21 protein-coding genes are annotated in these 26,299 nt (G+C 71.4%); 15 read left to right on the top strand and 6 right to left on the bottom strand.

Annotation, left to right across the window (positions count from 1 at the left end):
- Window positions 1-23 precede the first annotated feature (23 nt).
- The 3 genes from PUT80_RS31150 to PUT80_RS31140 all read left to right on the top strand — a co-directional run bounded on the left by PUT80_RS31150 (window position 24) and on the right by PUT80_RS31140 (window position 4,346).
- Window positions 24-1,526 carry a serine/threonine-protein kinase gene (locus PUT80_RS31150; protein WP_275294327.1) on the top strand — a complete coding sequence of 501 codons (1,503 nt, stop codon included), beginning with the start codon at window positions 24-26 and terminating at the stop codon, window positions 1,524-1,526.
- 112 nt (window positions 1,527-1,638) lie between these two features.
- Complete coding sequence (gene dapA / locus PUT80_RS31145) at window positions 1,639-2,652, top strand: 4-hydroxy-tetrahydrodipicolinate synthase (protein WP_275294326.1); 1,014 nt, start codon at window positions 1,639-1,641, stop codon at window positions 2,650-2,652.
- Window positions 2,649-4,346, top strand: coding sequence for a ribonuclease J (locus tag PUT80_RS31140; protein WP_037812493.1), 1,698 nt, complete (start codon window positions 2,649-2,651; stop codon window positions 4,344-4,346). The genes dapA and PUT80_RS31140 overlap by 4 nt, the downstream gene beginning before the upstream one ends.
- 211 nt (window positions 4,347-4,557) lie before the next feature.
- On the opposite strand, the gene PUT80_RS31135 is transcribed toward PUT80_RS31140, so the two are convergent.
- From PUT80_RS31135 to PUT80_RS31125, 3 genes are all read right to left on the bottom strand, one after another.
- Window positions 4,558-5,502, bottom strand: a complete 945-nt coding sequence (locus tag PUT80_RS31135) for an EamA family transporter (RefSeq protein ID WP_275294325.1) — start codon at window positions 5,500-5,502, stop codon at window positions 4,558-4,560.
- A gap of 106 nt (window positions 5,503-5,608) precedes the next feature.
- Window positions 5,609-6,262, bottom strand: a complete 654-nt coding sequence (wrbA, locus tag PUT80_RS31130; protein ID WP_238605438.1) for an NAD(P)H:quinone oxidoreductase — start codon at window positions 6,260-6,262, stop codon at window positions 5,609-5,611.
- A gap of 47 nt (window positions 6,263-6,309) precedes the next feature.
- Entirely contained in the window at window positions 6,310-7,119 is an 810-nt protein-coding gene (locus PUT80_RS31125; protein ID WP_037812490.1) for a lysophospholipid acyltransferase family protein, read from the bottom strand.
- A 137-nt stretch (window positions 7,120-7,256) separates the two neighbouring features.
- Here PUT80_RS31125 and PUT80_RS31120 point away from each other — a divergent pair, with 137 nt between their 5' ends.
- Window positions 7,257-7,745 carry a hypothetical protein gene (locus PUT80_RS31120; RefSeq protein ID WP_275294324.1) on the top strand — a complete coding sequence of 163 codons (489 nt, stop codon included), beginning with the start codon at window positions 7,257-7,259 and terminating at the stop codon, window positions 7,743-7,745.
- A 60-nt stretch (window positions 7,746-7,805) separates the two neighbouring features.
- On the opposite strand, the gene PUT80_RS31115 is transcribed toward PUT80_RS31120, so the two are convergent.
- Complete coding sequence (locus PUT80_RS31115) at window positions 7,806-8,036, bottom strand: hypothetical protein (protein ID WP_037812487.1); 231 nt, start codon at window positions 8,034-8,036, stop codon at window positions 7,806-7,808.
- Between PUT80_RS31115 and PUT80_RS31110 the strand changes: the two genes are divergently transcribed.
- Together PUT80_RS31110 and PUT80_RS31105 are read left to right on the top strand one after the other, a co-directional pair.
- The gene (locus PUT80_RS31110; protein ID WP_037812486.1) at window positions 8,026-10,368 is read left to right on the top strand and encodes a DNA translocase FtsK; all 2,343 of its coding nucleotides are present in this window, start codon (window positions 8,026-8,028) and stop codon (window positions 10,366-10,368) included. The two genes, PUT80_RS31115 and PUT80_RS31110, sit on opposite strands and share 11 nt — an antisense overlap.
- A gap of 44 nt (window positions 10,369-10,412) precedes the next feature.
- The gene (locus PUT80_RS31105; RefSeq protein WP_275294323.1) at window positions 10,413-10,820 is read left to right on the top strand and encodes a hypothetical protein; all 408 of its coding nucleotides are present in this window, start codon (window positions 10,413-10,415) and stop codon (window positions 10,818-10,820) included.
- Window positions 10,821-10,826: 6 nt separating this feature from the next.
- On the opposite strand, the gene PUT80_RS31100 is transcribed toward PUT80_RS31105, so the two are convergent.
- Window positions 10,827-11,393 carry an amino-acid N-acetyltransferase gene (locus PUT80_RS31100; RefSeq protein WP_051728911.1) on the bottom strand — a complete coding sequence of 189 codons (567 nt, stop codon included), beginning with the start codon at window positions 11,391-11,393 and terminating at the stop codon, window positions 10,827-10,829.
- Between the two features lie 108 nt (window positions 11,394-11,501).
- Between PUT80_RS31100 and PUT80_RS31095 the strand changes: the two genes are divergently transcribed.
- The 9 genes from PUT80_RS31095 to PUT80_RS31055 all read left to right on the top strand — a co-directional run bounded on the left by PUT80_RS31095 (window position 11,502) and on the right by PUT80_RS31055 (window position 24,970).
- On the top strand, window positions 11,502-13,550 hold the full coding sequence (locus PUT80_RS31095; RefSeq protein ID WP_275294322.1) for an acyltransferase family protein: 2,049 nt from the start codon (window positions 11,502-11,504) through the stop codon (window positions 13,548-13,550).
- A gap of 119 nt (window positions 13,551-13,669) precedes the next feature.
- Entirely contained in the window at window positions 13,670-17,875 is a 4,206-nt protein-coding gene (locus PUT80_RS31090; RefSeq protein WP_275294321.1) for an AAA family ATPase, read from the top strand.
- A 167-nt stretch (window positions 17,876-18,042) separates the two neighbouring features.
- A complete protein-coding gene (gene rimO / locus PUT80_RS31085; protein ID WP_037812800.1) occupies window positions 18,043-19,491 on the top strand; it encodes a 30S ribosomal protein S12 methylthiotransferase RimO in 1,449 nt (482 codons plus the stop codon).
- On the top strand, window positions 19,488-20,135 hold the full coding sequence (pgsA, locus tag PUT80_RS31080; RefSeq protein ID WP_275294320.1) for a CDP-diacylglycerol--glycerol-3-phosphate 3-phosphatidyltransferase: 648 nt from the start codon (window positions 19,488-19,490) through the stop codon (window positions 20,133-20,135). Before rimO ends, pgsA begins: the two co-directional genes overlap by 4 nt.
- Window positions 20,135-20,599: a CinA family protein gene (locus PUT80_RS31075; RefSeq protein ID WP_275294319.1), complete on the top strand. Its 465-nt coding sequence runs from the start codon at window positions 20,135-20,137 to the stop codon at window positions 20,597-20,599. The genes pgsA and PUT80_RS31075 overlap by 1 nt, the downstream gene beginning before the upstream one ends.
- A 100-nt stretch (window positions 20,600-20,699) precedes the next feature.
- The gene (locus tag PUT80_RS31070) at window positions 20,700-21,149 is read left to right on the top strand and encodes a helix-turn-helix transcriptional regulator (RefSeq protein WP_037812480.1); all 450 of its coding nucleotides are present in this window, start codon (window positions 20,700-20,702) and stop codon (window positions 21,147-21,149) included.
- A 253-nt stretch (window positions 21,150-21,402) separates the two neighbouring features.
- On the top strand, window positions 21,403-22,251 hold the full coding sequence (locus PUT80_RS31065) for a PspA/IM30 family protein (protein ID WP_037812477.1): 849 nt from the start codon (window positions 21,403-21,405) through the stop codon (window positions 22,249-22,251).
- A gap of 38 nt (window positions 22,252-22,289) precedes the next feature.
- Entirely contained in the window at window positions 22,290-23,273 is a 984-nt protein-coding gene (locus tag PUT80_RS31060; RefSeq protein ID WP_275294318.1) for a hypothetical protein, read from the top strand.
- A gap of 389 nt (window positions 23,274-23,662) precedes the next feature.
- A complete protein-coding gene (locus tag PUT80_RS31055; protein ID WP_134736103.1) occupies window positions 23,663-24,970 on the top strand; it encodes a hypothetical protein in 1,308 nt (435 codons plus the stop codon).
- A gap of 66 nt (window positions 24,971-25,036) precedes the next feature.
- Here the strand turns inward: PUT80_RS31055 and PUT80_RS31050 are convergent, their stop codons facing one another.
- Window positions 25,037-26,062, bottom strand: coding sequence for a quinone-dependent dihydroorotate dehydrogenase (locus tag PUT80_RS31050; RefSeq protein ID WP_275294317.1), 1,026 nt, complete (start codon window positions 26,060-26,062; stop codon window positions 25,037-25,039).
- Between the last annotated feature and the right edge of the window lie 237 nt (window positions 26,063-26,299).

Genomic DNA, 26,299 nt, shown 5'->3' with positions numbered 1-26,299 from the left:
AGCCGACCGAGGAGCCCGACCCCGTGACCGACGAACAGACCCGCCCGCACGACCCGAACCGCACCGCCCCCGCCGGCCGTGTGGTGGCCGGCCGCTACCTGCTGCTCGGCGAACTGGGCCGCGGCGGCATGGGCATCGTGTGGCGCGCGCAGGACCAGGTGATCGGGCGGCAGGTCGCGATCAAGGAGCTGCGGCTGCCCGAAGCAGAAGGCGCCGCGGTGTTCTCGGAGCGGATCCTGCGCGAAGTGCGCGCGGGCGGGCGGCTCAACGACCCGGCCGTCGTCACGGTCTACGACGTGGTCACCGACCAGGGCACCACCTGGATCGTGATGGAACTGGTCGAGGCGCCCACGCTCGCCGACCTGGTGCGCACGCACGGCCCGATGCCCGAGCAGCAGGCCGCGGTGATCGGGGAGCGGGTGCTGTCGGCGCTGCAGGCCGCGCACGCCGCCGGGATCGTGCACCGCGACGTCAAACCGGCCAACATCATGGTCGCGCCGGACGGCCGGGTGAAGCTCACCGACTTCGGCATCGCGCACGCCATCGACGACCCGCGGCTCACCACGAGCGGGATGATCGTCGGCTCGCCCGCGTTCATGGCCCCGGAGCGGGTCGAGGGCCGCGAAGCGATGCCGGAATCGGACCTGTGGTCGCTCGGCGCGACGCTGTACTTCGCGGTCGAGGGGATCGTCGCGTTCGAACGGCCCACCACGGCCGCCACGCTGCACGCGATCATGACCGAGGTGCCGTACCTGACCCGCGTGCAGGGGCCGCTCGGCGCGGTCATCCTCGGCCTGCTGGTGGCGAACCCGGAAGCCCGGCTCACCGCGGCGCAGGCGCGGGCGCAGCTCGCCCACGCCACCGGTCCGCAGCAGCGTCCGGCCACCGCGGTGATGCCGCAGCAGGAGACCCGCGTCGGCGGGCAGCCGACCCGGCTGGCGGCGAAGCCGGAAGGCAAGAGCAGGCGCGGCCTGTGGGCGGGCGCGATCGCGGTGCTGGTGATCGCCGCGCTGGTCGGCGGGTTCTTCCTCGGCAAACCGGTGTGGTCGCCGAAGAAGGACGAGCAGCAGGCCGAAACGGTCACCTACGGTCCCGACGGCTACCTCAAAGCCAAGTTCTCCTCGTACGAGATCTGCTACAACGCGGTCGTCCAGCCGGGCGTGGTGATCAGCTCGGACAACAATGTCGACTGCAAGAAGAACCACACGCTCGAGGTCTACGACGCGGCCGACCCGCTGCCGCTGGAGAACTGGAGCAACGACGACGCGGCCGTCGCCCCGTATCCCGGCCTGGAGGACATCAGCCGGGCCGCCGAGGCCCGCTGCGCGGCGACGTTCCACTCCTCGGTGGTGCCGCAGCAGCAGCGCGCCGGGCTGTCGTACCGGGCGATCGTGCCGACCCAGCAGGGGTGGCAGGTGCAGCCGGACAGCGACAGCAGCAGCGGCCCGAACCGCAAGATCTACTGCGTCCTGTCGCGGGCCAACAACGACCAGATCCCGGCGCAGATCACCGCCAAGGTCAAGTAGCCGCGCGAGAAGTTCCGCCGGGAGCGGCGCGGCGGCGGAAAATCTCCGAAGTTGCCGGTGGCACACCAGGTCGAGGCCGGGTTCGGCGCTCCGACGAGGTACCGTCGTGGCCATGTCCACCTCACCTGCCGCCGCGCCCGGACGTCCGTTCGGCCGCGTGCTCACCGCGATGGCGACCCCCTTCGACCGAGCCGGGGCGCTGGACGTGAAGCGGGCCCAGGAACTGGCCGAGTACCTCGTGGACCTCGGCAACGACGGCCTCGTCGTCAACGGCACCACCGGCGAGAGCCCGACCACCTCCGACGAGGAGAAGGCCGCGCTGGTCCGCGCCGTCGTCGAGGCGGTCGGCGACCGCGCGACCGTCGTCGCGGGGGCGGGCACCAACAACACCGCGCACAGCATCGAGCAGGCGCGGGCCGCCGCCGAGGCGGGCGCGCACGGCCTGCTCGTCGTCACGCCCTACTACTCGCGGCCGAGCCAGGCCGGGCTGTACGCGCACTTCACGACGGTCGCCGACTCGACCGAGCTGCCGGTCATGCTCTACGACATCCCGCCGCGCTCGATCGTGCCGATCGAGGTCGACACGCTGCAGCGGCTGGCCGAGCACCCGCGGATCGTCGCCGTCAAGGACGCCAAGGGCGACCTGATCGCCGGCTCCGAGGTCATCGCGAACACCCACCTCGCCTACTACTCCGGCGACGACGGCCTGAACCTGCCGTGGCTGTCGGTCGGCGCGGTCGGCGTGGTCAGCGTGATCGGGCACGTCGTGGCGGGCCGGATCCGCGCGATGATCGAGGCCTACGAGGCGGGCGACACCTCGACCGCGCGCACGAACCACCGCGCGATGCTGCCGGTGCTGCGGGCGATGTCGCGGGTCGGCGGCGTGGCGTTCAGCAAGGCTTCGCTGCGGCTGCGCGGGTTCGACATCGGCGACCCGCGGCTGCCGATCGTGGCCCCGTTCGACGACCAGTTCGAGCAGATCGCGGCCGATCTCGCCCAGGGCGGCGTGCCGCTGGAGGACAGCGCGGCCTCGGACTGGCATGGTGCACGGGTGGCACAAGCAGATTCGCAGGCGGCCTACACCGCCCCCACCTCGCACACCAGCGTTGGGACAATGCCCCGGTGACCTCACTTCCCGCCGGACCCGGCCCGACGCACCTCCCGCCCGCCCTTCCCGAGGGAGCCCTGCGCGTCGTCGCGCTCGGCGGCATCGGCGAGGTCGGGCGCAACATGACCGTCTTCGAATACGACGGCAGGCTCCTGATCGTCGACTGCGGCGTCCTCTTCCCCGAGGACGACCAGCCGGGCGTCGACCTGATCCTGCCCGACTTCCGCGCGATCGAGGACCGGCTCGACGACATCGACGGCCTCGTGCTCACCCACGGGCACGAGGACCACATCGGCGCCGTCCCGTTCCTGCTCCGGCTGCGCCCGGACGTCCCGATCTACGGTTCGCGCTTCACCAACGCGCTGCTCGCGGCCAAGGCCAAGGAGCACCGCCAGCGGCCGAAGCTGATCGAGGTGCGCGAGGGGGAGAAGCGCAAGGTCGGCGCGTTCGACCTCGAGTTCTTCGCGGTGAACCACTCGATCCCGGACGCGCTCGCGGTCGCCATCCGCACGCCGGCCGGCGTCGTGCTGCACACCGGCGACATCAAGCTCGACCAGCTGCCGCTCGACGGCAGGCTCACCGACCTCGCGGGCTTCTCGCGGCTCGGCGACGAGGGCGTGGACCTGTTCTGCGTGGACTCGACCAACGCCGAGGTGCCCGGGTTCGTCATGCCCGAGCGCGACATCGGCCCGGTGCTCGACGACGTCGTCCGGCGCGTGGACCAGCGCGTCATCGTCGCCTGCTTCGCGAGCCACGTGCACCGCGTGCAGCAGGTGCTGGACGCCGCCGTCCGGCACGGCCGCCGGGTGGCGTTCGTGGGCCGGTCGATGGTCCGGAACATGGGCATCGCGGCCGAACTGGGCCTGCTGAACGTGCCGGAAGGCCTGCTCGTCGACCTGGACCAGGCGAGCAACCTGCCCGAGAGCAAGGTGCTGTTCGTGTCGACCGGTTCGCAGGGCGAGCCGCTGTCGGCGCTGTCGCGGATGGCCCGCGGCGAGCACCGGCAGATCTCGATCCGCGCGGGCGACACCGTCGTGCTGGCCAGCTCGATGATCCCGGGCAACGAGACCGCGGTGTTCGGCGTCGTGAACGGCCTGACCCGGCTCGGCGCGAACGTCGTGCACCAGGGCAACGCGAAGGTGCACGTGTCCGGCCACGCGTCCGCGGGCGAGCTGCTGTACCTGTACAACGCGGTCCGGCCGAGCAACGTGATGCCGGTGCACGGCGAGTGGAAACACTTGCGCGCCAACGGAGAGCTCGCGATCCGCACCGGCGTCGCGCCGGACAACGTGGTGATCGCCGAGGACGGCGTGGTCGTGGACCTGGTCGACGGCAAGGCCTCGCGCACCGGCCGGGTCGAGGTCGGGCACGTGTACGTGGACGGGCTGTCCGTCGGCGACGTCGGCGAGTCGACCCTCTCCGACCGGCTGGTGCTCGGCGAGGGCGGGTTCATCGCGATCACCGTGGTGATCGACTCGAACACCGGCCGCGCGGTCAGCAGCCCGACGATCTCCGGCCGCGGCTTCTCCGACGACCCGAAGGCCCTGCACGCCGTCGTGCCGCTCGTGGAGATGGAGCTGGCGCGGACGGAGGCCGAGGGCATCACCGACACCCACCGCATCGCGCAGGCGGTGCGCCGGGTCGTCGGCCGGTGGGTCGCCGACACCTACCGCAGGCGGCCGATGATCGTGCCGACGGTCATCCCGGTCTGATTCAGCGCCGCGCGCCCGCCAGCAGCAACGCCATCACGACGATCGCTGCCTGGCGGGCGAGCGCGTTGCGGGCTCTGCGCTGTTCGGCCCGGCTCGGTCGGTGGTCCATGAGATCCCCCAGGTGTCTCGTGCGGCTCGCTCCAGTGTGGCGGGCCCGCGGATAGGACACATCCCGCTCGAGGTTGGTTCCCGTCTCCGTCCGCAGAGGGAGTCAGGCGACCTCGGCGGTCTGTCGTTGGACCAGGTAGGCGCCGCCGAGCAGCAGCGCGGCGCCGACCGCTTGCGGCCAGGCGAGGGCTTCGCCGAGCAGCGCCCATGCGAACGCCGCCGCCGCGACGGGTTCGAGCAGCCCGACCACGCTCGCCACCGAGGCGGGCAGGTGGCGCAGCGCGGAGATCCCCGCGACGTACGGGATCGCCGTCGACAGGATCACCAGGCCGAGCAGCAGCAGCCACAGCGGCGGGGCCCACGCTCCGAAGGGGACGGTCTGGCCCGCCATCCCCAGCGGCAGAGTCCACGGCGGCGCGGCGACGCTCACGAGCACCCCGCCGATCACCATGCCCCAGGTGACCAGCCCGAGCGGTTCGCGGTCGGCAACCGCGCGTTCGCCGAGCAGGAAGTACCCGGCCGAACAGAGCGCCGCGCCGAGGCCGGCCAGCAGCCCGATCGCGTCGAGCCGCAGCCCCTGCCAGACCTGCGCGACCAGCGCCAGCCCGACCATCGCGACCGCCATCCCGAACCACAGCATGCGCGGCAGCCGTTTCTTGCGCACCACGCGCACCCACAACGCGATCAGCACCGGCGACAGGAACTCCAGCAGGATCGCGATGCCGACCGGGATCCGTTGCGCGGCAATGAAATACAGCAGCTGCGTACCGGCCACGCCGAGCGCCCCGTACGCCAGGAGCATCGGCCATTCCCCGCGCCGGACGCGCAACGTGTGCGGCGCGAAGAGCGCGGTGCCGATCAGCAGCAGGACTCCCGCCGTCCCGATTCGCAGCACCGCCACCTGTTCCGGCGTCATGCCCGCGCCCATGACCGGTTTCGCGAGCGTCCCGGAGGTGCTGAAGAAGACCGCGGCGAGCAGGACGAGCGACAGCCCGCGGCCGCGGTGGATCACCCGGGGTTGTTCCAGGACGGGGAGTTCGGTGGTCACGCGCGCGACATTACGGAGCGGGACGACCGAGCGAAACTGAGTTATTCCCCGGTTTTACTAATCCGACCAAAAGTAGGCCGACCCCGACCGCGGTACGTAACCGTTGCTACGAAAGCCATTCGGCCGTGGCTGTGGTCGGATTAGTAATGATCGGCACAGTCAGGCCTGTCGCGACGTGTGTCGTGATGGTTGCCAGCCGCCGCCCCTGAATCCGCAGTGCCTGCAGTGCGGTGGCATCCGGCGCCGCGGATTTGCGCGAGACGAACGAGCCGCCGTACGGGTTGCCGGACTCCATGAGGTGCGGGTCCGCGTAGCCGAGGGGGAGGACGATCGCGCCCCAGTGGTAGAAGATGTTGTTGATGGCCAGCACGGTCGCTTCGAGGCCGCCGTGCGCGGTCGACGCCGACGTGAACGACGTCGCCACCTTGTCGGCCAGTTTCCCTTGCGCCCACAGGCCGCCCGTGGTGTCCACAAAGGACTTCAGCTGCGCGGCGGGCCCGCCGAACCGGGTCGGGCTGCCGAGCGCGAGCCCGTCCGCCCACTCGAGATCGGCCAGGGTGGCGAGTTCGTGGTGCGGCCCGGAATCGACCCAAGCCTGCCAGCGCCGGTTGCTCGCGATCGCTTCCGGCGGCGCGGTCTCGGCCACGGTGCGGACGCGGACCTCCGCCCCGGCTTCGCCCGCCCCCTCGGCGAGCGCGCCGGCGAGGACAGCGGTGTTCCCGGTGGCGCTGTAGTAAACGACCAGAATGCGGGTGCTCACACCTCGCGACCCTAGCCGGGCTCAGCGAGGCGTCCCACGATCCGGACTCAGCGCTGCGGCTTCCAGGGACTGACCGTGTCGGTCGGCCGGGTCGGATCGTAGAAGCGCGGCCGGATGGGTTCGTGGCGGCGCAACGGAACCAGGCCGTCCGTGATGGCCTGCATGATCTTGGCGTGCGCGCGAACGCCCGCGCCCGGCCGCTCCGGCTCGACGTCGGAGAGGTCCACCGGCGCGCCGAAATGCACCTTGAACCGGGGCCGCCGCAACGGCGCGCTCAACCCGGACTTCGCCAGCGGCAGCAGGTCCGCGGGCCCGTTCACCGTCTCCGTGCCCCAGTAGACGGCCTCGTGCGCGCCCCACTGGCTGATCGGGATCACCGGCACCCCCGCGGCGAGCGCGAGCCGCGCCGCCCCGGTCTTGCCGCGCTCGGGCCACAGCCCCGGGTCATGGCTGATCCGCCCCTCGGGATAAACGACGATCGGCTCGCGAGTGGTCCGCAACGCCTCGGCGGCTTCGGCGAACTGCCCGATCGCGGTCGCCGCCTTGGCCCGGTCCACGCGCAAATGCCCGCTGACCTTGAGCGCGGGCCCGATCACCGGCGCGTCGAGAATCCCGCCGGCGAGCATGAACCGGGGATTGATGCCGATCCGCTTGCACGCCGCCATGAGCACGAAGGCGTCGAACACGCCGATGTGATTGGCCGCCATGAGCAACGGCTTCCCCCGAAGCTCCCGCGGCACCGCCCCGGTGACCGTGAGCCGCCCGACGAGATTCACCAGCCCTCGGTCGAGGTTGAGCATCGTCCGCCAGATCGCGGGGGCACGGCGCGGAGCCTCGTCCTGTTGGAGCGCGAACATGAGCAGAGCATTTCACGGGGGGCAAATCGCACCAGATCGGGTGGTTCTCTCTGCTGCCGATGGCGGGGCTACCGGCAGCAGCTTCTCCTGAATGCGGGAGAAGGACCTCACTCTCGTCGGGATATGGAGAGGCACCCATGACTGACTCAGCTGTTGCTTCCGACTTCGTTCAGCGGCCGGGTTTCGACCCTGTACGCGCGGCGGCTTCGTCGCGGTCGAGCGCTCTGGGAGCTGCTGTCCGCCAGTTGAAGGCGACCGGCGCGACGCGCGCGCATATATCCGACCTAGTAGTGCTTGCAGACGCGGAGAAGAAGGAGCTGGACCGAGTGTTCCGGCATCCGGATTGGTGCAACTACCAGCGCCCCGGAACTCGCCACAACTGCGGGGCAGGTGCCGACTACGTGATCGGGGTGCCTCGCCTGGCAGGAGACCCAACGCCATCTGCGGTTGCGGAAGCTTGGGCCAATGAAGAGGACGGTGCTGAGTCAGTAAGTGTGCATCTGTTCGCGGACTCCGAGGACGACGCAAGCGGTGCATCGGGCTGGTTCACCCCCGATGCTGCTCGCGCGCTGGCCGCTCAGCTGATCGCGGCGGCCGACCTGCTCGAACGTCGCAGCTCACTGTGATCCGGGACGATTGTTTCGGGTGCGCTGCGAGTGGCACATGTGACTATCGGTCCTCGCCCGTTACCGTGGAGGCATGGCTGGGTCGGCGACGAGAAAGCGGAGCACTGCGGGAAGCGGCGGGAAGGCACCGGCGCGTAGTTCGCGTACGCCGGCGAAGTCTCGGGCCGCCGCGTCGAGCAGGTCGTCGAAAGGCCGTTCGACCAGGGGGAGTTCCCGGCCGCGGACGTCCAGTGCCCGGCGTCCGGCACCCCGGCGCAAGAACGGCGCGTTCGGGCGCGGCGTGCGCAGCACCTGGAACCTCGTGGCCAAGGGCGTCGGTTCGCTGGCCCGCACGGTCGGGCGCACGCGGGAGCTCGAGGCCGAACACCGGCGCGACGGGCTTGCTCTCGGGTTGATCGCGCTGGCCATCGTCGCCGCGGTCGGCGTCTGGTGGCGGGCGGCCGGGCCGATCGGGGCCGGGGTCGAGATCGCCACGCGGACGGTGCTCGGCGCGGGAGCGGTGACGCTGCCGCTGGTGCTGCTCGTGGTCGCCGTCGCGTTGATGCGGTCCGAGCCGAGTCCGGAGACCCGGCCGCGGATGGTGATCGGCACGCTGCTGGTCGTGCTGTCCGTGCTCGGGATGCTGCACATCTTCACCGCACTCCCGGACACCAACGACGGCCGCATGTACGCGGGCGGCATTCTCGGCGCGTTCTCCGGCGGGCTGCTCACCAAGGGCGTCACCACCTGGGTCGCGGTGCCGCTGCTGATCCTCGCGCTGCTGTTCGGCGTCCTCGTGTTCACCGGCACGCCGGTGCGCGACATTCCGCACCGCCTGCGCACCTGGGGCCTCGACGAGCAGGAGCTGGCCGAATACGAGGCCGGTCAGCACGACGACGAGCCCGAACCCGAGCCTGAGGCAGACCCGAAGTCCGTCCGGCTGCGCAAACCTTCGCGCCGCCGCCAGGCCAGTGCCGACAAGGACGGCGAGCAGCTCGACATCGACGCCGCGCTCGCCGAACCCGCCACGCCGATCCGGCCGCCCAAGCCGGTCGCGCCGCCCGCCGACGTGCCGGAGAAGAAGCCGAAGAAGGCTCCGGAACCCGCGTTGTCGGTCACCCGCACCGTCGAGGGCGACTACGCGCTCCCGCCGCCCGACCTGCTGAAGCTCGGCGACGCGCCGAAGTCCCGCAGCAAGGCCAACGACCAGATGATCGAGGCGATCACCGGCGTCCTCGACCAGTTCAACGTCGACGCGCAGGTCACCGGCTTCACCCGCGGCCCGACGGTCACCCGGTACGAGGTCGAGCTCGGCCCGGGCGTGAAGGTCGAGAAGATCACCGCGCTGACCAAGAACATCGCCTACGCGGTGGCCACCGACAACGTCCGCCTCCTGGCGCCGATCCCGGGCAAGTCCGCGGTCGGCATCGAGGTGCCCAACTCCGACCGCGAGATGGTGCGCCTCGGCGACGTGCTGCGCGCGCCGACCACGGTCAAGGACAACCACCCGATGCTGATCGGGCTGGGCAAGGACATCGAGGGCGAGTTCGTCACCGCGAACCTCACGAAGATGCCGCACTTGCTGGTCGCCGGTTCCACCGGTTCCGGTAAGTCGAGCTTCGTGAACTCGATGCTGGTGTCGCTGCTGGCCCGGTCGACGCCCGCCGAATGCCGGATGATCCTGATCGACCCGAAGATGGTCGAGCTGACCCCGTACGAGGGCATCCCGCACCTGATCACGCCCATCATCACGCAGCCGAAGAAGGCCGCCGCCGCGCTGGCCTGGCTCGTCGAGGAGATGGAGCAGCGCTACCAGGACATGCAGGCCAACCGGGTCCGGCACATCGACGACTTCAACGCCAAGGTCCGCTCCGGCGACATCACCGCGCCGCCGGGCAGCGAACGCGAGTACCAGCCGTACCCGTACATCATGGCGATCGTCGACGAGCTGGCCGACCTGATGATGACCGCCCCGCGCGACGTCGAGGACGCGATCGTCCGGATCACCCAGAAGGCCCGTGCCGCGGGCATCCACCTGGTGCTCGCGACGCAGCGGCCGTCGGTCGACGTCGTCACCGGCCTGATCAAGACCAACGTGCCGTCGCGGCTCGCCTTCGCCACGTCGTCGCTCACCGACTCGCGGGTCATCCTCGACCAGCCGGGCGCGGAGAAGCTGATCGGCATGGGCGACGCGCTCTACCTGCCGATGGGTGCCGGGAAACCGGTCCGCATCCAGGGCGCGTTCGTCGGCGACGAGGAGATCGCGGCGGTCGTCAACTTCGCCAAGGAACAGGCGCAGCCGGACTACAACGAGGGCGTCACCAGCGCCAAGGCGGGCGAGAAGAAGGAGATCGACCCGGACATCGGCGACGACCTCGACGTCCTGCTGCAGGCCGCCGAACTGATCGTCACGTCGCAGTTCGGCTCGACCTCGATGCTGCAGCGCAAGCTCCGCGTCGGCTTCGCCAAGGCCGGACGGCTGATGGACCTGCTGGAAAGCCGCGGCGTGGTCGGCCCGTCGGAGGGCTCGAAGGCCCGCGACGTGCTGATCAAGCCGGAGGAACTGGAGTCGGTGCTGTTCATGATCCGCGGCGGCTCCGACGCGGGCGGCTCGCCCGCCGGCGGCGAGGACGAAGACTTCTGAGCCGCGCGTGCAACCCGGCGGCGCGTCCGGCCCGTCCACTGCGCATGGACCTCAAGAAGCTCGCACTGGGTATCGGGACGGCCGCCGCGCTGGCCGGGTGCGCGGGCGGAACGGCCGCCATCGCGCAGACACCGTCGCGCCCGCCGGCCGCTGATCCGGGCGGAAACGTGGCGCTCACGCCCGGCCAGGAGGTGCAGGTCGCCGGACGGGACCTGACGGTGCGCTACCGCCAGCTGGTCTCGGATTCGCGCTGCAAGCCGGGCAGGCAATGCTTCGTGGCGGGGGAGGCCGTGGTGGCGCTGGTCCTCACTGAACCGGGCCGGGGCGAGCACACGTCCGTCCAGCTTCATACCGGCCGTCAGGGTCCGGACACGACTAGGTTCGCGGGGACGACGGTGAAGCTGGCCGCGGTGGACGGGTCGGGGAACCACATCCTCGTGCGGTTCTCCTGACGGCGCTCAGAACTCGAGCAGCATCCGCGAGTTCCCGAGCGTGTTTGGCTTGACGTAGGGCAGGTCGAGAAACTCCGCGACGCCCGGGTCCAGCGACCGCCGCATCTCCTCGTACACCTCGTGCGACACCGGGGCGCCGTCGATCTCGACGAATCCGTGCCCGGAGAAGAACGACGTCTCGAACGTCAGCACGAACAGCCGCTTCAGCCCCAGCTCGCGGGCTTCTTCGACGAGCCTGCCGACCAGCGCGCGGCCGATCCCGCGGCCGCGCGCCGCTTTGTCGACCACCACGGTGCGCAGTTCGCCGATGTCCTCCCACAGCACGTGCAGCGCGGCCGCGCCCAGCACGTCGTCGGTGCCGTTCTCCTCGTCGGTCGCGACCCAGAACTCCTGCACCGCCTCGTAGAGCGTGACCAGATCTTTCTCGAGGAGCACGCGGCCCGCGTCGGAATCGACGAGGGCCTTGATCTTGCGGACGTCGGCGATCCGCGCGCGGCGGACGGACGGGGAGCGGGAATCGGGCACCTGGTCAAGATAACGACCGCGAGGACCGGCCGCGCCGAGCGGCTCCATCGGGGGACCCCGGATGCGTGACGCCGCGAGCCGTCACGTATAGCTAGTGGACGCACATGACCAGTAGTCGGCGGCCCGGCCCGCCGCCGGCCCCCGGGAGGAACCTGCATGTCCGGCACCACGGTGGCTGCCCCGGAACGGCCCGGCAAACCTCCCGCCGGGCCGAGCGCGCAAGCGCGGTTCCGGCCCGAGCTGCAGGGCGTGCGGGCGCTGGCCTCGGTGCTGGTCGTGGTCTACCACGTGTGGTTCGACCGGATCTCCGGCGGCGTCGACGTGTTCTTCCTCGTCTCCGGGTTCCTCATCACCGGGCAGCTCTACCGGGCGCTGCTGCGCGGCCGCATCGAGCTGCGCGCCACCTGGGCCCGGATGATCAAACGGCTCTTCCCGGCCGCGATGACCGTGCTGCTCACCGTCGTGGTCGTGTCCCAGCTGCTGCTGCCGCAGGACCGCTGGTTCCAGACCATCCGCGAGGTCGTCGCGTCGGCGCTGTTCTACGAGAACTGGCAGCTCGCGGCCGATTCGGTGGACTACTTCGCCCAGCACAACAGCGCGAGCCTGGTGCAGCACTTCTGGTCGCTGTCCATCCAGGGCCAGTTCTACGTGCTGTGGCCGCTGCTGTTCGTCGGCCTCGGCCTGCTCGTGCGCCGGCTCGGCTGGTCGCTGCGGCGCACGGTGAACCTGCTGCTGATCGTCCTGTTCGCCGCGTCGCTCGCGTACTCGGTGTACCTCACCGCCGCCGACCAGCCGCTGGCCTACTTCCACGGCCTTACCCGGGTGTGGGAATTCGCGCTCGGCGGCCTGATGGCGATGTTCCTCGACCAGGTCACGCTGCCGCGCCTGCTGCGCATCGCGGCAGGCTGGGTCGGCGTCGCGGGGCTGGTGCTGTGCGGCGTGCTGCTCGAGGTCGACAGCGTGTTCCCCGGCTGGATCGCGCTGTGGCCGACCGTCTCGGCGGGCCTGGTGCTGGTCGCCGGGCAGACCGGCAGCGTGCTCGGCGCGGACCGCTGGCTCAGCTCGAAATTCCTCGGCTACGTCGGCAACCTCAGCTTCTCGCTGTACCTGTGGCACTGGCCGGTGCTGGTGTTTTATCTGATCGTCCGCGACCGGGTCGCGGTCGGCCTTCTCGGCGGCACGTTCGTCGTCGGCGTGTCGTTCCTGCTCTCGATCCTGACCTACCACCTGATCGAAAACCCGATCCGGCTGTCGAAGATCGGCACCACGAAACGCTGGGGTGCCTACCGGTTCGGCGTGCTCGCGCTGGCCCCGGTGCTCGTCGCGAGCGGCGTCTGGCAGGGCGTGAGCAGCGCGCGGGCGAACTACGAGATCGCGATCGGCGACCCGGACCACCCGGGCGCGGTCGCGCACGCGCCGGGCTTCGTCTACCGCGGCACGCCGTCGCCGTCGATCGTGCCGCCCACGGTGAAGCTGGCCGACGACTGGGCGCGCACGCCGCTGGACCAGTGCTCGATCTCGCCGCGCAACAAGGAACTGCAGATCTGCTCGGAGTTCCCGGAGGGCCCGCCGACGAAGCGGGTCGTGCTGGTCGGGGATTCGCACATCCAGCAGTTCCTCGCGTCTTTCCGGCCCGCGATCGTCTCGGACGGCTGGGAAGTCTCGACCATGCTGAAGGGCGCGTGCCCGTACTCGTCCGGCTCCGAGCTGATGCCCGGCGACCAGCCCTGTCTCGACTGGAACAAGGCCGTCACCGACGAACTGCTCGACACGCGCCCGGACGCGGTGATCATGCTCGGCACCATCAACTCGAAGCCGGGGCCGCACGAGACGACGCCGAAGGGCTTCGCCGACGTCTGGTCCACTTTGGACAAGGCGGGCATCCCGGTCGTGGCCGTGCGCGACAACCCGCGCTACACGTTCAACATGGCCAGCTGCGTCGCGCAGAAGAGCCCGGCCGACCCGTCGTGCTCGGTGCCGCGGTCCGCCGCGGTGGCCGCGACGCCGTCGTGGGAGCAGGTCGAGGACGTCCCGGACAACGTGACCTTCCTGGACTTCACCGACTACTACTGCGACCAGAAGCGCTGCCGCGCGGTCGTCGGGAACGTGCTGGTCTACATGGACGACAACCATCCGTCCGCGACCTTCAACACGACACTCGCGCCGATCGCGGTCAAACAGCTCAAACAAGCCCTGCGGTGGTGACCGCGCGCGGGGCGGCAAGGGACGAGTTCGGCGGCTAGCCGTCGCGGAGCGTCCCGGGTTGGGCACAATGGGGCGGCGGCGGGATCGCCGCACGGGCACCTGAGGGGGAGCTGGTCTTTTTGACGCGCGCAGGGTGGGACGCATTCCAGGCCGCACAGTCCGAGGCGGCGGCGGGCCGGACGGCCGCGCTGACCGGCCCGGACGGCGTCGGATGGCTGCTCGTCCCCGGCCAGGCGTGGCAGCGCAGGCTGCCGGACGGGAACTGGCAGTACACGCAGCCGCCCGCGGATCCCGGCTACCGCGGCGCGGCCCGCCTCGTGCCGCCGCCCGCTCCCGGCACGCCCGCGCCGGGCTACGGCGCGCCGCAGCAGTACCCGGGCGGCCAGCCGGGCTACGCCGGTCCCGGCAACGGAGGTCCCCGGCCGCCGTATCCGGGTCCGCCGAGCAACCCGGGCGGTTTCGCCGCGCCCCAGGGCAATCCCGGCGGGTACGCGGGGCCGCCGCAGGGCTATCCCGGACCGCAGGGCGGCCCCGGCGCCTATCCCGGACCCGCCGCGCCGCAAGGCAACGGATTCGGCGGCCCGCCGCCCGCTCCGCAGGGCTACCGGCCGCCGCCGCCCGGCTACCAGCCGCCGCAGGGCGGCCCGTGGTCCGGACAAGTGCCCGCGCAGCCGCCGCCCGCCGCGCCTCCGGGACCGCAGCCGCCCGCCGCGCCCGCGGGGCCTCCGCCGCTGCCCGCAGCAGGTCCTCCGGGATCGGTGCCGCCGGTCCCCGCGAGCGCCCCGAATCCCGCTCAGCCGCCGCAGATCCGGGTAGAGAGCCTCGGCCAGGCGGGGATGTTCGTCGCCGGGACCGAATCGATGGCCGAGTTCGTCACGCGCGCCACCCGGGTGGTCGCCTGGGCGGACGCCACCCGGCACGGCACCGCGAACGGCCCCGGCGAACCGCCGCCGCCGGAACCGGAACGGCCGGGTTCGGACGGCAACGGCAACAACGTGCTCGGCGACATGGCGCGGCACAGCCGGTCGGTCACGCTCGACCTGCTCGCCGCGGGCAACCGCATGTGGCAGCGCAAGGAGCAGTCCCGCTACGAAAAGGCCTACGAGGAGTGGCAGAAGGCCTACGCCGAATGGGAGAAGCGCGAAGCGGCCCGGATGACCGCGGGCACCAAGCAGCCGAACCCGTTCATCCTGCTGATCGGGGAGGCGAACACCGGCCAGCGCCGGTTCACCCGGGCGCTGAAGGCGTCGCTGACCGAGGCCGAAGTCGGGTTCGACAACGCCGAGTTCTTCGACTGCGCCGTCCTGGTCGCCGAGTACGGCGACGACCCGATCGAGCGTTCCGTGCCGACGACGATCAACGAGATCGAGAACGGCGGCTCCGCGCTCATGCTCGCCGAGCGGGTCGACGCGCTCTTCGAGAAGGACCTCGCCGGCACCGTCCGGCTGCTCCGCAACTACGCGCGCGACCAGGACAGCTGCCGCCTGATCGTCTTGGACGGCACCGAAAAGGTCCTCGAACAGCTCAGCGCCGAGGCCCCCGACCTGGTGCAGAACATGCTGCAGTACCGGCTGCCCCGGTTCGACCGGCCCGCCGAAGCGGCCGCGCTGCTCGACGTCCTCGCCCGGGAGCGCTCGTTCGGCCTGCCCGCCGACGTGCGCGACCGCCTCGCCGCGCTCGTCAAGGAACCCAGCGCCCGCACGGTGGAGGCGCTGCTGGACGCGGCCTCGCGGCAGGCGATCAGCCGGGGCGCGATGCCGGGCACCCGGATCGAGATCGGCCATCCGGACATCGAGCCGCTCGTCGCCGCGGCCGGCCAGCGCGGCGGGTCCTCGATCGAGGAGCTGCTCGCCGAACTGGACGGGATGATCGGCCTCGCCGCGGTCAAGGAGCGGGTCCGTTCGCTGACGTCCGAGATGACGATCGACGCGCGGCGCCGCGAAGCGGGCATGAAGGTCGCCGTGCGCAGCCGCCATCTGCTGCTCACCGGCAATCCGGGCACGGCGAAAACGACCGTCGCCCGGCTGCTCGGCAAGATCTACCAGGCGCTCGGCGCGCTGCCCAAGGGCCACGTCGTCGAGGTGACCCGCACCGACCTGGTCGGCGAGTACGTGGGCCAGACGTCGCTGAAGACCCGCGCGGCGGTCCAGCGGGCCGTCGGCGGCGTGCTGTTCCTCGACGAGGCCTACAACCTCGTGAACGACAAGGACGACGACTTCGGCCGGGAAGCGGTCGCGGAACTGCTGGTGCAGATGGAAAACCACCGCGAGGACCTGGTGGTCTTCGCGGCCGGCTACCCGAAGGAGATGGACGCCTTCCTGGAGTCCAACTCCGGCCTGCGCTCGCGGTTCGCCGGGTCCATCGAATTCCCGGACTACTCCAACGACGAGCTGGCGCGGATCTTCCGCGCGATGGCCAAGGGCCAGGGCTACGAGCTGTCCGCGGACCTGCTCGCGGCGCTGCCCGAAGCGGTCCGGCGGATCCCGCGCGGGCGCGGCTTCGCGAACGGCCGGTCCGCGCGCGTGCTGCTGGAAGCGGCGATCGGGAAGCAGTCCACCCGGTTGACCACCGACGGCGGCGCGGACCTGGTCACGCTCGTCGCCGCCGACCTCCCGCAGCCCGGCGAATCCGGGGTGGGCGCGGTGGACGACACCGGGCCGCGGCGCAGTCTGCCGGAGCTGCTGGCCGAACTGGACGCGATGATCGGGCTCGGCTCGGTGAAACAGCGCGTGCGGTCCATGGTGGACGAGATGGCCGTCGACGCGCGGCGGCGCGAAGCGGGCATGAAGGTCGCCGTCCGCAGCCGCCACCTGCTGTTCACCGGCAATCCGGGCACGGCGAAGACGACCGTGTCGCGACTGGTCGGGCAGATCTACCGCGAACTGGGCGTGCTGCCGTCCGGGCACCTCGTGGAAGTCGGCCGCGGCGATCTCGTCGCCGAGTTCACCGGCCAGACCGCGCCGAAGACCCGCGAAGTGTGCGAACGGGCCGCGGGCGGCGTGCTGTTCATCGACGAGGCGTACAACCTCGTGCGCGACGACAACGACGACTACGGCAAGGAAGCCGTCACCGAACTGCTGGTGCAGATGGAGAACCACCGCGAGGACCTGGTGGTCTTCGTCGCCGGCTATCCCAAGCAGATGGACGAGTTCCTCGAGTCCAACCCCGGCCTGCGGTCGCGGTTCTCCGGCCGGATCGAGTTCCCGGACTACACCAACGAGGAACTCGCCGGGATTTTCACCGTGATGGCGAAGGGCCAGGGCTACGAGCTGTCCGCCGACCTCGCCGCCGCGCTGCCCGAGGCGATCCGCCGCATCCCGCGCGGTCGCGGGTTCGCGAACGGCCGGTCCGCGCGCGGCCTGCTGGAAGCCGCGATCAGCGGGCAGTCCAGCAGGCTCGCCGCCGCCCCGGACACGCCGCCGGACCAGCTGGCCGTCCTGGTGGCCGCGGACCTGCCGGGAGAGGCCGGGGTCGCGGTCAGCGACGACGCCGGCCCGCGCCGCGGGCTGGACGACCTGCTGGCCGAACTCGACGGCATGATCGGCCTGGACGGAGTGAAGGAGCAGGTCCGGGCGCTGGTCGCGGAAACGCGGCTGGACGCGCGCCGCCGCAAGGCCGGGCTGCCGGTCGGGGCGCGCAGCAGGCACCTGGTGTTCACCGGCAACCCCGGCACGGCGAAGACGACCGTCGCGCGCCTGATGGGGCAGCTCTACCGCGAACTCGGCGTGCTGCCGTCCGGGCACCTCGTCGAGGTCGCGCGGCCGGACCTGGTCGGCGAGTACATCGGCCAGACCGCGCCGAAGACCCGCGAGGTGTGCGAGCGGGCGATCGGCGGGCTGCTGTTCATCGACGAGGCGTACAACCTGGTCCAGAGCTACTCGAACGGCACCGACTTCGGCAGCGAGGCGGTCGCGGAACTGCTGGTGCAGATGGAGAACCACCGCGAGGACCTGATCGTGATCGCCGCGGGCTACCCGGCGGACATGGACCGCTTCCTCGACGCCAACGCGGGCCTGCGGTCCCGCTTCGGCGCGACGGTGCACTTCGCCGACTACGACAACGACCAGCTGGCCGCGATCTTCACCGCCATGGCGGGCAAACAGGGCTACCGGCTCGACCCCGGGCTCGTCGAAGCGCTGCCCGGGTTCATGGCCGGCCTCGACCGCGGAACGGGTTTCGCCAACGGCCGTTCGGCCCGCGGCCTGCTCGAACGCGCGATCCGGGCGCAGGCGATGCGGCTGGCCGGCCCGGACGTCGACCTGGAGGCGCTGGACGACGCGGAGCTGACCCTGCTGACAGTCCCGGACGTCTCCGCCGCGGAATGACCCGCTCGGACGACCGGGTTTGCCGTCCGTGAAGGACTCCTTGAAGGAATCTGATTCCCTCGATGGGCCCTTCACGGACGGCGAACCCGGCGCCGGAGGAGACCGGGTCACCGCACTGGGCGACTCCGTCTCGGGGCGGTCCGGACGCGACGGCTACCCTGAACGTCGTGCCTTCTCCAGCCGCTGACTCCGCTCGCGCCCGCCGTGTCTCCCTCGTGACCTTGGGCTGTGCCCGCAACGAGGTCGATTCCGAGGAGCTGGCGGGCCGGCTGGCCGCGGGCGGCTGGGAACTGGCCGCCGAACCGGAGGACTCCGACGTCGTCGTGGTCAACACGTGCGGGTTCGTCGAATCGGCCAAAAAGGACTCGGTCGACACGCTGCTCGCCGCCGCCGACACCGGCCGCAAGGTCGTCGCGGTCGGCTGCATGGCCGAGCGCTACGGCACCGAACTCGCCGACAGCCTGCCCGAGGCCGACGCGGTGCTCGGCTTCGACCACTACGCCGACCTCTCGTCGCGGCTGGACGACGTGGTCGCCGGCCGCGCGATCGCCTCGCACACCCCGTCCGACCGCCGCAAGCTGCTGCCGATCAGCCCGGTGCAGCGGCCCGCCGCGACCGCCGAGGTCGAGGTGCCCGGGCACGCGCAGCACGGCTGGGGCCCGCGCGTCCTGCGCACGCGGCTCGACGATTCCCCGGTCGCCGCGCTGAAGATCGCCTCCGGCTGCGACCGGCGCTGCTCGTTCTGCGCGATCCCGTCGTTCCGCGGGTCGTTCGTGTCCCGCCAGCCCGACGAGATCGTCGCCGAGGCCGCCTGGCTCGCCGAGAACGGCGCGAAGGAACTGTTCCTGGTCAGCGAGAACTCCACGTCGTACGGCAAGGACTTCGGCCGCGACGGCACCCGCGCGCTCGAACTGCTGCTGCCGCGGCTCGCGGAGATCGACGGCATCGAGCGCGTCCGCGTCTCCTACCTGCAGCCCGCCGAAACGCGGCCGCAGCTGGTGCAGGCGATCGCGACCACGCCGGGCGTCGCGGACTACTTCGACCTGTCCTTCCAGCACTCCAGCGAACAGGTGCTGCGCCGGATGCGCCGGTTCGGCTCCACCGACTCGTTCCTCGCGCTCACCGAGCAGATCCGCGAGTACTCGCCCGAGGCGGGCATCCGCACCAACGTGATCGTCGGATTCCCCGGCGAGACCGAGGACGACCTGGCCGAGCTGGAGCGGTTCCTCACCGGGGCGCGGCTCGACGCGGTCGGCGTGTTCGGCTACTCCGACGAGGACGGCACCGAGGCCGAGACCTTCGAGGGCAAGCTCGACCCGGCCGTGGTCGCCGAGCGCGTCGCGCGCATCTCGGCGCTGGTCGAGGAGCTGACCGCGCAGCGCGCCGAGGACCGCATCGGCACCTTCGTGGACGTGCTGGTCGAGCACGACGGCACGGACGGCGACGACGCGGTCGGCCGCGCCGCGCACCAGGCCCCTGAGGTCGACGGGGAATGCGTCATTCTCGAGGACGAAGAGACCAAGCCGCTCTCGGTGGGCGACATCGTCCGCTGCGAGGTCGTCGACTCCGCCGGCGTCGACCTGGTCGTCCGTCCGGCACCGGACGCCGGCCGGTGAGTGCCGCGCCCAGCGGGGCTGGCGAGGGCGTGCCCCGCGCCGCGTCGGAGGGCGGGGCTCAGCTGCCCGAGGCGACTCCGGTCCCGACGCTGAACCTGGCGAACCTGCTCACCATCTCGCGGCTCGTCCTGGTCCCGCTGTTCGTGGTCGCGCTGTTCACCGGCCACGGCGAGGACACCACCTGGCGCGCGATCGCCACCGGGCTGTTCGCCATCGCCTCGGCCACCGACCAGGTCGACGGCTGGGTCGCCCGCCGCTACGGGCTCATCACCGACTTCGGCAAGATCGCCGACCCGATCGCGGACAAGGCGCTCATCGGCGCCGCGCTGGTCGGGCTCAGCGCGCTGGGGGAGCTGTCGTGGTGGGTCACGATCGTGATCGCGGTGCGCGAGATCGGCGTGACCCTGCTGCGGTTCTGGGTGATCCGGCACGGCGTGATCCCGGCCAGCCGCGGCGGCAAGGCGAAGACGATGGCGCAGATCCTCGCGATCGTGACCTACCTGCTGCCGCTCCCGGCCGGAGCGGACCCGGTGCGCTGGGTGCTGATGGGAATCGCGGTGGCGCTGACGGTGATTACCGGCGTCGACTACCTGGTCCGTGCGATCCGGCTGCGCGCCGCCGGCCGGCGCGCGATGGGCGCGTGATGACCGGAGCGCGCGAACTGGTCGCGACCCTCACCCGCCGGGGGGAAACCGTGGCCGCCGCGGAGTCGCTCACGGCCGGTCTCGTCTGCGCCACGCTCGCCGAGGTGCCGGGTGCGAGCGCGGTGCTGCGCGGCGGTCTGGTGGTCTACGCCACAGAGCTGAAGGCCGCGCTCGCCGGGGTCGACGAACAGCTGCTGGCCGAGCACGGCGCGGTGCACCCCGACGTCGCCGCGCAGCTGGCCAAGGGCGCGCGGGAGCGCTGCGGGGCCACCTGGGGCCTCGGCCTGACCGGCGTCGCCGGGCCGGATCCGCAGGACGGCGTGGCCCCGGGAACGGTGTACGTCGGGCTCAGCGGACCCTGCGTGGACACGGTGCGTGAGCTGGCCGAGACCGGTGACCGGGACACGATCCGGACCGCGTCGGTGCGCGCCGCGTTCGCGCTGCTCGGGGAACAATTAGACTGAAAACGGCGTTCGCCCTTGGCGTACGTACGTGTCAAGTCCTGCACTCGGGGTACCGCTCTGGGTAACGTAGGAGGCACCAGTTCGGGAAGGGAGGCGCGTGATGACCGTGCTGTTGCGCGAGGCGATCGGTGATCGGCTCCGTCATGCCCGCACCAACCAGCGTCGGACGCTGCGTGACATCTCCCGCGCCGCCCGGGTGAGCCTCGGCTACCTGTCCGAGGTCGAGCGCGGCCAGAAGGAAGCTTCCAGCGAGCTGCTGGCGTCGATCTGCGAGGCGCTGGAGCTGCCGCTGGGCGAGCTGCTGCACAAGGTCGCCGCCGACGTGTCGGCCCTCGACAAGGTCGAGGTCGCGCCGGTCGAAGAGGTGGAGACCGCGCCGGGCCAGACTGTTCCGGACCGGGGCGAGGCCGGGTTCGAAGGCGGCCGCCTGGTGTCGGAGCTGATCGGCGACGACCTCTCCGACCTGCGGCTTCAGCCCGCGCCGCGGATGAACACGACGTTGCGGACCACGATCGGCGCGCCCAAGCTCGCGTCCACGATCGCGGCGTAACGCCGGCGCTGTTTCGCTGCACGGCCCCGGGGATCTCCCCGGGGCCGTCGGCGTGCGCGGGGTTCCCCTCCGGGCCGGTCCCGGCCGCCGGTCAGGGCTGACCCTGAATTCCCCCGGGGTCGCCTGGAACGGCGGAGGCCGACCTGACACGATGGAACCCAACGCCGGGGTCGGTACGTTGTGCGACTAGGGGAGCGACGCCCCGCCCCGAAGCAATCAGGGCCCGTGGGACGCAAGAAGGCAGGCGGAGGAGATGGCCAACCCGTTCGTGAAGTTCTGGAAGTACATGATGGCGGCGTTCTCGTCGAAGATCGACGAGCACGCCGACCCGAAGGTACAGATCCAGCAGGCCATCGAGGAGGCGCAGCGCAACCACCAGGCGCTGACGCAGCAGGCCGCCTCCGTGATCGGCAACCAGCGGCAGCTGGAGATGAAGCTCAACCGCCAGCTCGGCGAGGTCGAGAAGCTGCAGGCCTCGACGCGCCAGGCGCTGGTGCTGGCCGACGAGGCCCGCAGCAAGGGCGACGAGGCGAAGGCGACCCAGTTCGAGACCGCGGCGGAGAGCTTCGCCGCGCAGCTGGTCACCGCCGAGCAGAGCATCGAAGACCTCAAGACGCTGCACGACCAGTCGCTGCAGGCGGCGACGCAGGCCAAGCAGGCCGTCGAGCGCAACGCGACGATGCTGCAGCAGAAGCTGGCCGAGCGCACCAAGCTGCTCTCGCAGCTGGAGCAGGCGAAGATGCAGGAGCAGGTCTCCGCCTCGCTGAACCAGATGAGCCAGCTGGCCGCGCCGGGCAACACGCCGTCGCTGGAAGAGGTCCGGGACAAGATCGAGAAGCGCTACACCACCGCGCTGGGCTCGGCGGAGCTGGCGCAGAACTCGGTGCAGGGCCGCATGATGGAGGTCCAGGAGTCGGCCACCCAGATGGCGGGCCACTCGCGGCTCGAGCAGATCCGCGCGTCGATGCGCGGCGACTCGGTCGCCCAGGTCACCGACGGCGGCGCGTCCGCGGGCGCGGCCAAGCCGGCCGCCGCCTCCGGCGACATCCAGCGGGAGATCCAGGCCCGCGTGCAGGCGGAACAGGGCAAGAACCCGGCCTGACCGGCCGGGCACGAGCGGCGCGCAGGGGGTAGGGCCGGATGACCAAGCGACGGGACTTCAGCGAGTTCAACGCGAAGCTCGAGAAGCACATCGAGCGGTTGCCCGACTACGCCCAGCGCGCTCAGGAAAAGCTGCAGCGGTACTTCCCGCCCGCCGACGAGGCGGGCGGGAAGCCGCAGCAGAACGGCCGGACCCAGCGCGGTCCGGGCTCCTCGCCGCCGGCGCCGCGCCGCCCGTCGGCCCCGGCCGCGTTTTCCGCGGTGGCCGGACAGGTGCCCGCGGTGGCCGAGGTCCGCGCGAAATGGCAGCGCTGGAACGAGCCGAGCGCGAAACACCAGCGCCGGGTCCGCCGCACCTCGCGCGTGCTGACGCTGTGGGTGCTGGTCACGATCCTGTTCGGGGTCCTCACCGTGCTCACCGCCACCGGCCTGCTCGGCGGGGCGGTGGCCGGTCCGGAGATCGGGCAGGCGGTGTTCTCCGGATTCGCGACGCTGGTGTTCGGCACGTTCAGCGTCCGCACCGGGATGCGGCTGCGAGAGCTCAAGAAGGTCGAACTGCCCGCCGCGCCCAGCGGCCCGCCGCCGCTGCCCGCCGCCGGTTCGGCCGCGCGCGAGCCGATGGAGCGGCTGGCCGAGTCGGAAGCTTCGCTGCGGGAACTCCTGAAGCAGCTTTCGGTCCCGACTTCGCTGGGCACCACGGCGGTTCCCGAGGTTTCCGTCGCCGACGCCCGCGCGACGGCCGACGAGGCAGCCCGTGCGCTGCGCGGCCTGGCCGACCGGATCCAGGCGATCGAACGGGGCCGCAATTCCGCGCCGGAGCGCGAACGTTCGGCGCTGCAGGCCGCGATCGCGAAACTGCGCGAACAACTCGACGACGGCATCGAGGGCTACGGCGGCTTGGTCGCCGCGGCCGGTCGTGCGGTGGCCGCGAGCAGTGACGGGATGGTCACGTCGCGGGAGGCGCTGACGGACGCGACGGACCGGCTCGCCGGGTTGGCGCTGGCGTTGAAGGATCTCGGCTGACCCTGGTTCCGTGGGGCGCCAGGGGGCTGACTTGCGACCGGGGAATCCGCTGCGAAACGCCCGATCCAGGGGTGAATGTGGTCCGGGCCTGCTGCTTCGCGACGACTCCGGGAATCGCAGCGATCGGGCGGAACCGCCGTCCTGATGGCCGAGTTTGGGATTCCGGTCGGCGCAACCGGACAGTCCGGCCGCGACGGTGCGTGAGTTTCCCCCGCACACCGCAACAATCGCGTAATCCGATCCTGCTGGTGACGGAAACGTCTGCGGTTTAACGTTTTTCTCATGAGGTCGGTGTTGGCACCCGCCAGGCCCGGCGTCGCGGGCTGAGGTTCGCGGCGCCGGACGTACACAGTGGACTCCTCCGATCCCGCCGAGGAAAGGACGCCCTCGTGACTACGCTCCCGCCGGAACCTGATCCTGTTCCCGTCCCTCCGCCCAGCTCGCACGAGCGGGTCCGCACCGCGTTCGAGCGGCTCGCGAAAGCCGACCGCCCCGGACTCTGGGCTTCGGTGCGGACCATGGAGGAAGTGCTCGTCGAGGCGAAAACCGTCGACGAACGCGTCCACGCCGGAGAAGACCTGCCGCTCGCCGGAATCGTCTGCGCGGCCGACGCCGACGGCCCGCCCGCGCTCGCGCGGCTGACCGACGCCGGCGCGGTGGTCCTCGGAACCACTGTCGCGGACCCGGAAAACGCGGTCGTGGGACTCGAGATCGTCGACCTGGCACTGAATTCCGCCGCCCGCGAGATCGCCGCCCCGCCTGGCGTGCTCACCCTCAAACCGACGCCCGGGCTCATCCCCGGCCCGACCGTTTCGGTGTCCGCGCACCGCCTCGCGTCCGCCCAGCGCGCGATCGCGGCGATGCTCGGCCCCGATGGTCTGGACCCGGCGGCCCGCGAATGGCCCGCCGACGTCCGGCTCGCCGCCGGGCAGCACCCACGCCTCGGCATCCCCGCCGAAGCCAGCCTCCCGCTGCCCGCGAGGAGGGCGTTCGACGTCGCCGCGGCCTCTCTGGAGGCTTCGGGTGCGGTGCTGGTCCCCGTGGACGTCAGCGCGCTTTACGGGGCCGGAAACGCCCCTGCGGCGCGCTCGCTGCTGGCGGAGCTGGACGCGGTTCTCCTGCCGACCGTCGGAGTCCTGGACGCGACGCTGAACGCCCTGGATCTCGCTGCGGTGACCGTGCCGGGGGACCGGCGGCCGTACGGGATCACGGTGGTGACAAGGGCGTTCGAGGACCAGATCGGGCTTGACCTGGCTTCGGTGCTGACCGGCGAGCAGTCGCCGGATCCGTATCCGTGCGAAAGCGTCGACGTCGTGGTGTTCGGCGCGCATCTGTGCGGCCAGCCGCTGCACGACGAACTGCACGGCGCCCGGTTCGGCGGTCTGGTCCGGACCGCCGAGCGCTACCGGATGGTGCTGCTCGACGGGGTCACGCCGCCGCAGCCCGGGGTGGTCTCCGGCTCGGCGGGCGTGGACGGCGAGCGCTGGCGGTTGTCTCCCGCGGCGTTCGGCAGGTTCGCCGCCGGCTTGGCCGCGCCGTTCGTGCTGGGCCGGGTCGAACTGGAGGACGGGAGCACGCCGCTCGCGGTGCTGTGCGAACCAGCGGCCGCGGCGGGTGGGGAAGGTCTGGACCGGTACGCGTCCTGGCGGGGGTACCTGCGGTTCGTCAGCACTGGCGGACCGCGGTTCCCCGGCTGAGGCCGGGCGGTCGCTTTCGGCGCGGGGGCCCGAGTCTTCGTGGGCGGACTCGGGCTCGGCGCTGTGCTACCGGGCGGCGAGCCCCCGGCCGACGCGGCGGACGAGCCCTGGCCCGTGCAGGGCGAAGCCGGTGTAGAGCTGCACGAGGCTGGCCCCGGCGTCGAGCATGCGGCGGGCGTCGTCCGGGCCGAGGATGCCGCCGACGCCGATGATGGGCAGCTTGCTTTCGGTCTTCTCGTGGACGAAGCGGACGACCTCGGCCGAACGCCGGGTCAGCGGGCGGCCGGAAAGCCCGCCGGTTTCGGCGGCCAGCGCGGCTTCGGTGGGGTCGATGCCTTCGCGGGAGAGAGTCGTGTTGGTCGCGATGATTCCGGCGACGCCGTGCTCCAGGCAGACCTCAAGGAGCTCGGCGAGCGCGTCGTCGGTGAGGTCGGGGGCGACCTTGACCAGCAACGGAGTGTTGCCGCCCAGTTCGGCGCCGGTCTTGCGGAGTTCGGCGAGCAGCTCGGCGAGCGCGGCTTTGTCTTGCAGCGCACGGAGACCCGGGGTGTTGGGGGAGCTGACGTTGATCGCGAAGTAGTCCGCGTAGGGGTGCAGGGCGCGCAGCGAGAAGCGGTAGTCCTCGACGGCCTCGTCCAGCGGCGTCACCTTGGACTTGCCGATGCTGATCCCCAGCGGGACGGCGGGTTTCCCGTCCGCGGCCAGGCGGTCGGCGAGGGCTTGGGCCCCGTCGTTGTTGAAGCCCATGCGGTTGATGACCGCGTCGGTGGCCGGGAGGCTGTAGAGGCGGGGTTTGGGGTTGCCCGGCTGGGGATGGCGGGTGACCGTGCCTACCTCGACGAACCCGAAGCCCAGGGCGGGCCACGCGTGGAGGGCGCGGCCGTTCTTGTCCATGCCCGCGGCCAGGCCGATCTTGTTGGGGAAGGTCAGGCCGAGGACGGTGGTGGGGTCGGCGGTGCGGTACAGCTTCGAGATCGGGCGGAGGGATTTTCCGGCTCGGCTCAGCAAGGTGACGGTGCGTTCGTGGACTACCTCGGGGTCGTGGTAGGCGAGCCGGTACATCGCTGGGCGGACGATCCTGTCGAAGAGCACGTCGTCCATGCTGCCGTATGGGGGGTGGTCTGGCTGGGGTGGATCTCGGTTGGTGTGGTGGGGGTCGCGTTGCGGCTCGTCGCCTGGCGGCGACATCGCTTTGAGTGGTGGCGTGGGGCACCCCGAAGCTTGATTGTGCTGACGGTCTGGGGGTGCTTGTCAAGGCGGGAAAGATGCCTTGACAAGCACCCCCAGACCGCAGGGAGGCTTCGTATCGGGGTGCGGGGGAGGGGCTGG

This window comes from Amycolatopsis sp. La24, assembly GCF_029087445.1.
Taxonomy (GTDB): domain Bacteria; phylum Actinomycetota; class Actinomycetes; order Mycobacteriales; family Pseudonocardiaceae; genus Amycolatopsis; species Amycolatopsis nivea.
The sequence above is the reverse complement of the archived record's forward strand: the minus strand, read 5'-3'. Positions and strand labels throughout refer to the sequence as shown.

Coding starts and splice junctions, on each gene's coding strand:
- dapA (WP_275294326.1), top strand. CDS start 1,639: ATGTCCACCTCACCTGCCGCCGCGCCCGGACGTCCGTTCGGCCGCGTG.
- PUT80_RS31125 (WP_037812490.1), bottom strand. CDS start 7,119: ATGTTCGCGCTCCAACAGGACGAGGCTCCGCGCCGTGCCCCCGCGATC.
- PUT80_RS31120 (WP_275294324.1), top strand. CDS start 7,257: ATGACTGACTCAGCTGTTGCTTCCGACTTCGTTCAGCGGCCGGGTTTC.
- PUT80_RS31105 (WP_275294323.1), top strand. CDS start 10,413: ATGGACCTCAAGAAGCTCGCACTGGGTATCGGGACGGCCGCCGCGCTG.
- PUT80_RS31100 (WP_051728911.1), bottom strand. CDS start 11,393: ATGGAGCCGCTCGGCGCGGCCGGTCCTCGCGGTCGTTATCTTGACCAG.
- PUT80_RS31095 (WP_275294322.1), top strand. CDS start 11,502: ATGTCCGGCACCACGGTGGCTGCCCCGGAACGGCCCGGCAAACCTCCC.
- PUT80_RS31075 (WP_275294319.1), top strand. CDS start 20,135: ATGACCGGAGCGCGCGAACTGGTCGCGACCCTCACCCGCCGGGGGGAA.
- PUT80_RS31070 (WP_037812480.1), top strand. CDS start 20,700: ATGACCGTGCTGTTGCGCGAGGCGATCGGTGATCGGCTCCGTCATGCC.
- PUT80_RS31065 (WP_037812477.1), top strand. CDS start 21,403: ATGGCCAACCCGTTCGTGAAGTTCTGGAAGTACATGATGGCGGCGTTC.
- PUT80_RS31060 (WP_275294318.1), top strand. CDS start 22,290: ATGACCAAGCGACGGGACTTCAGCGAGTTCAACGCGAAGCTCGAGAAG.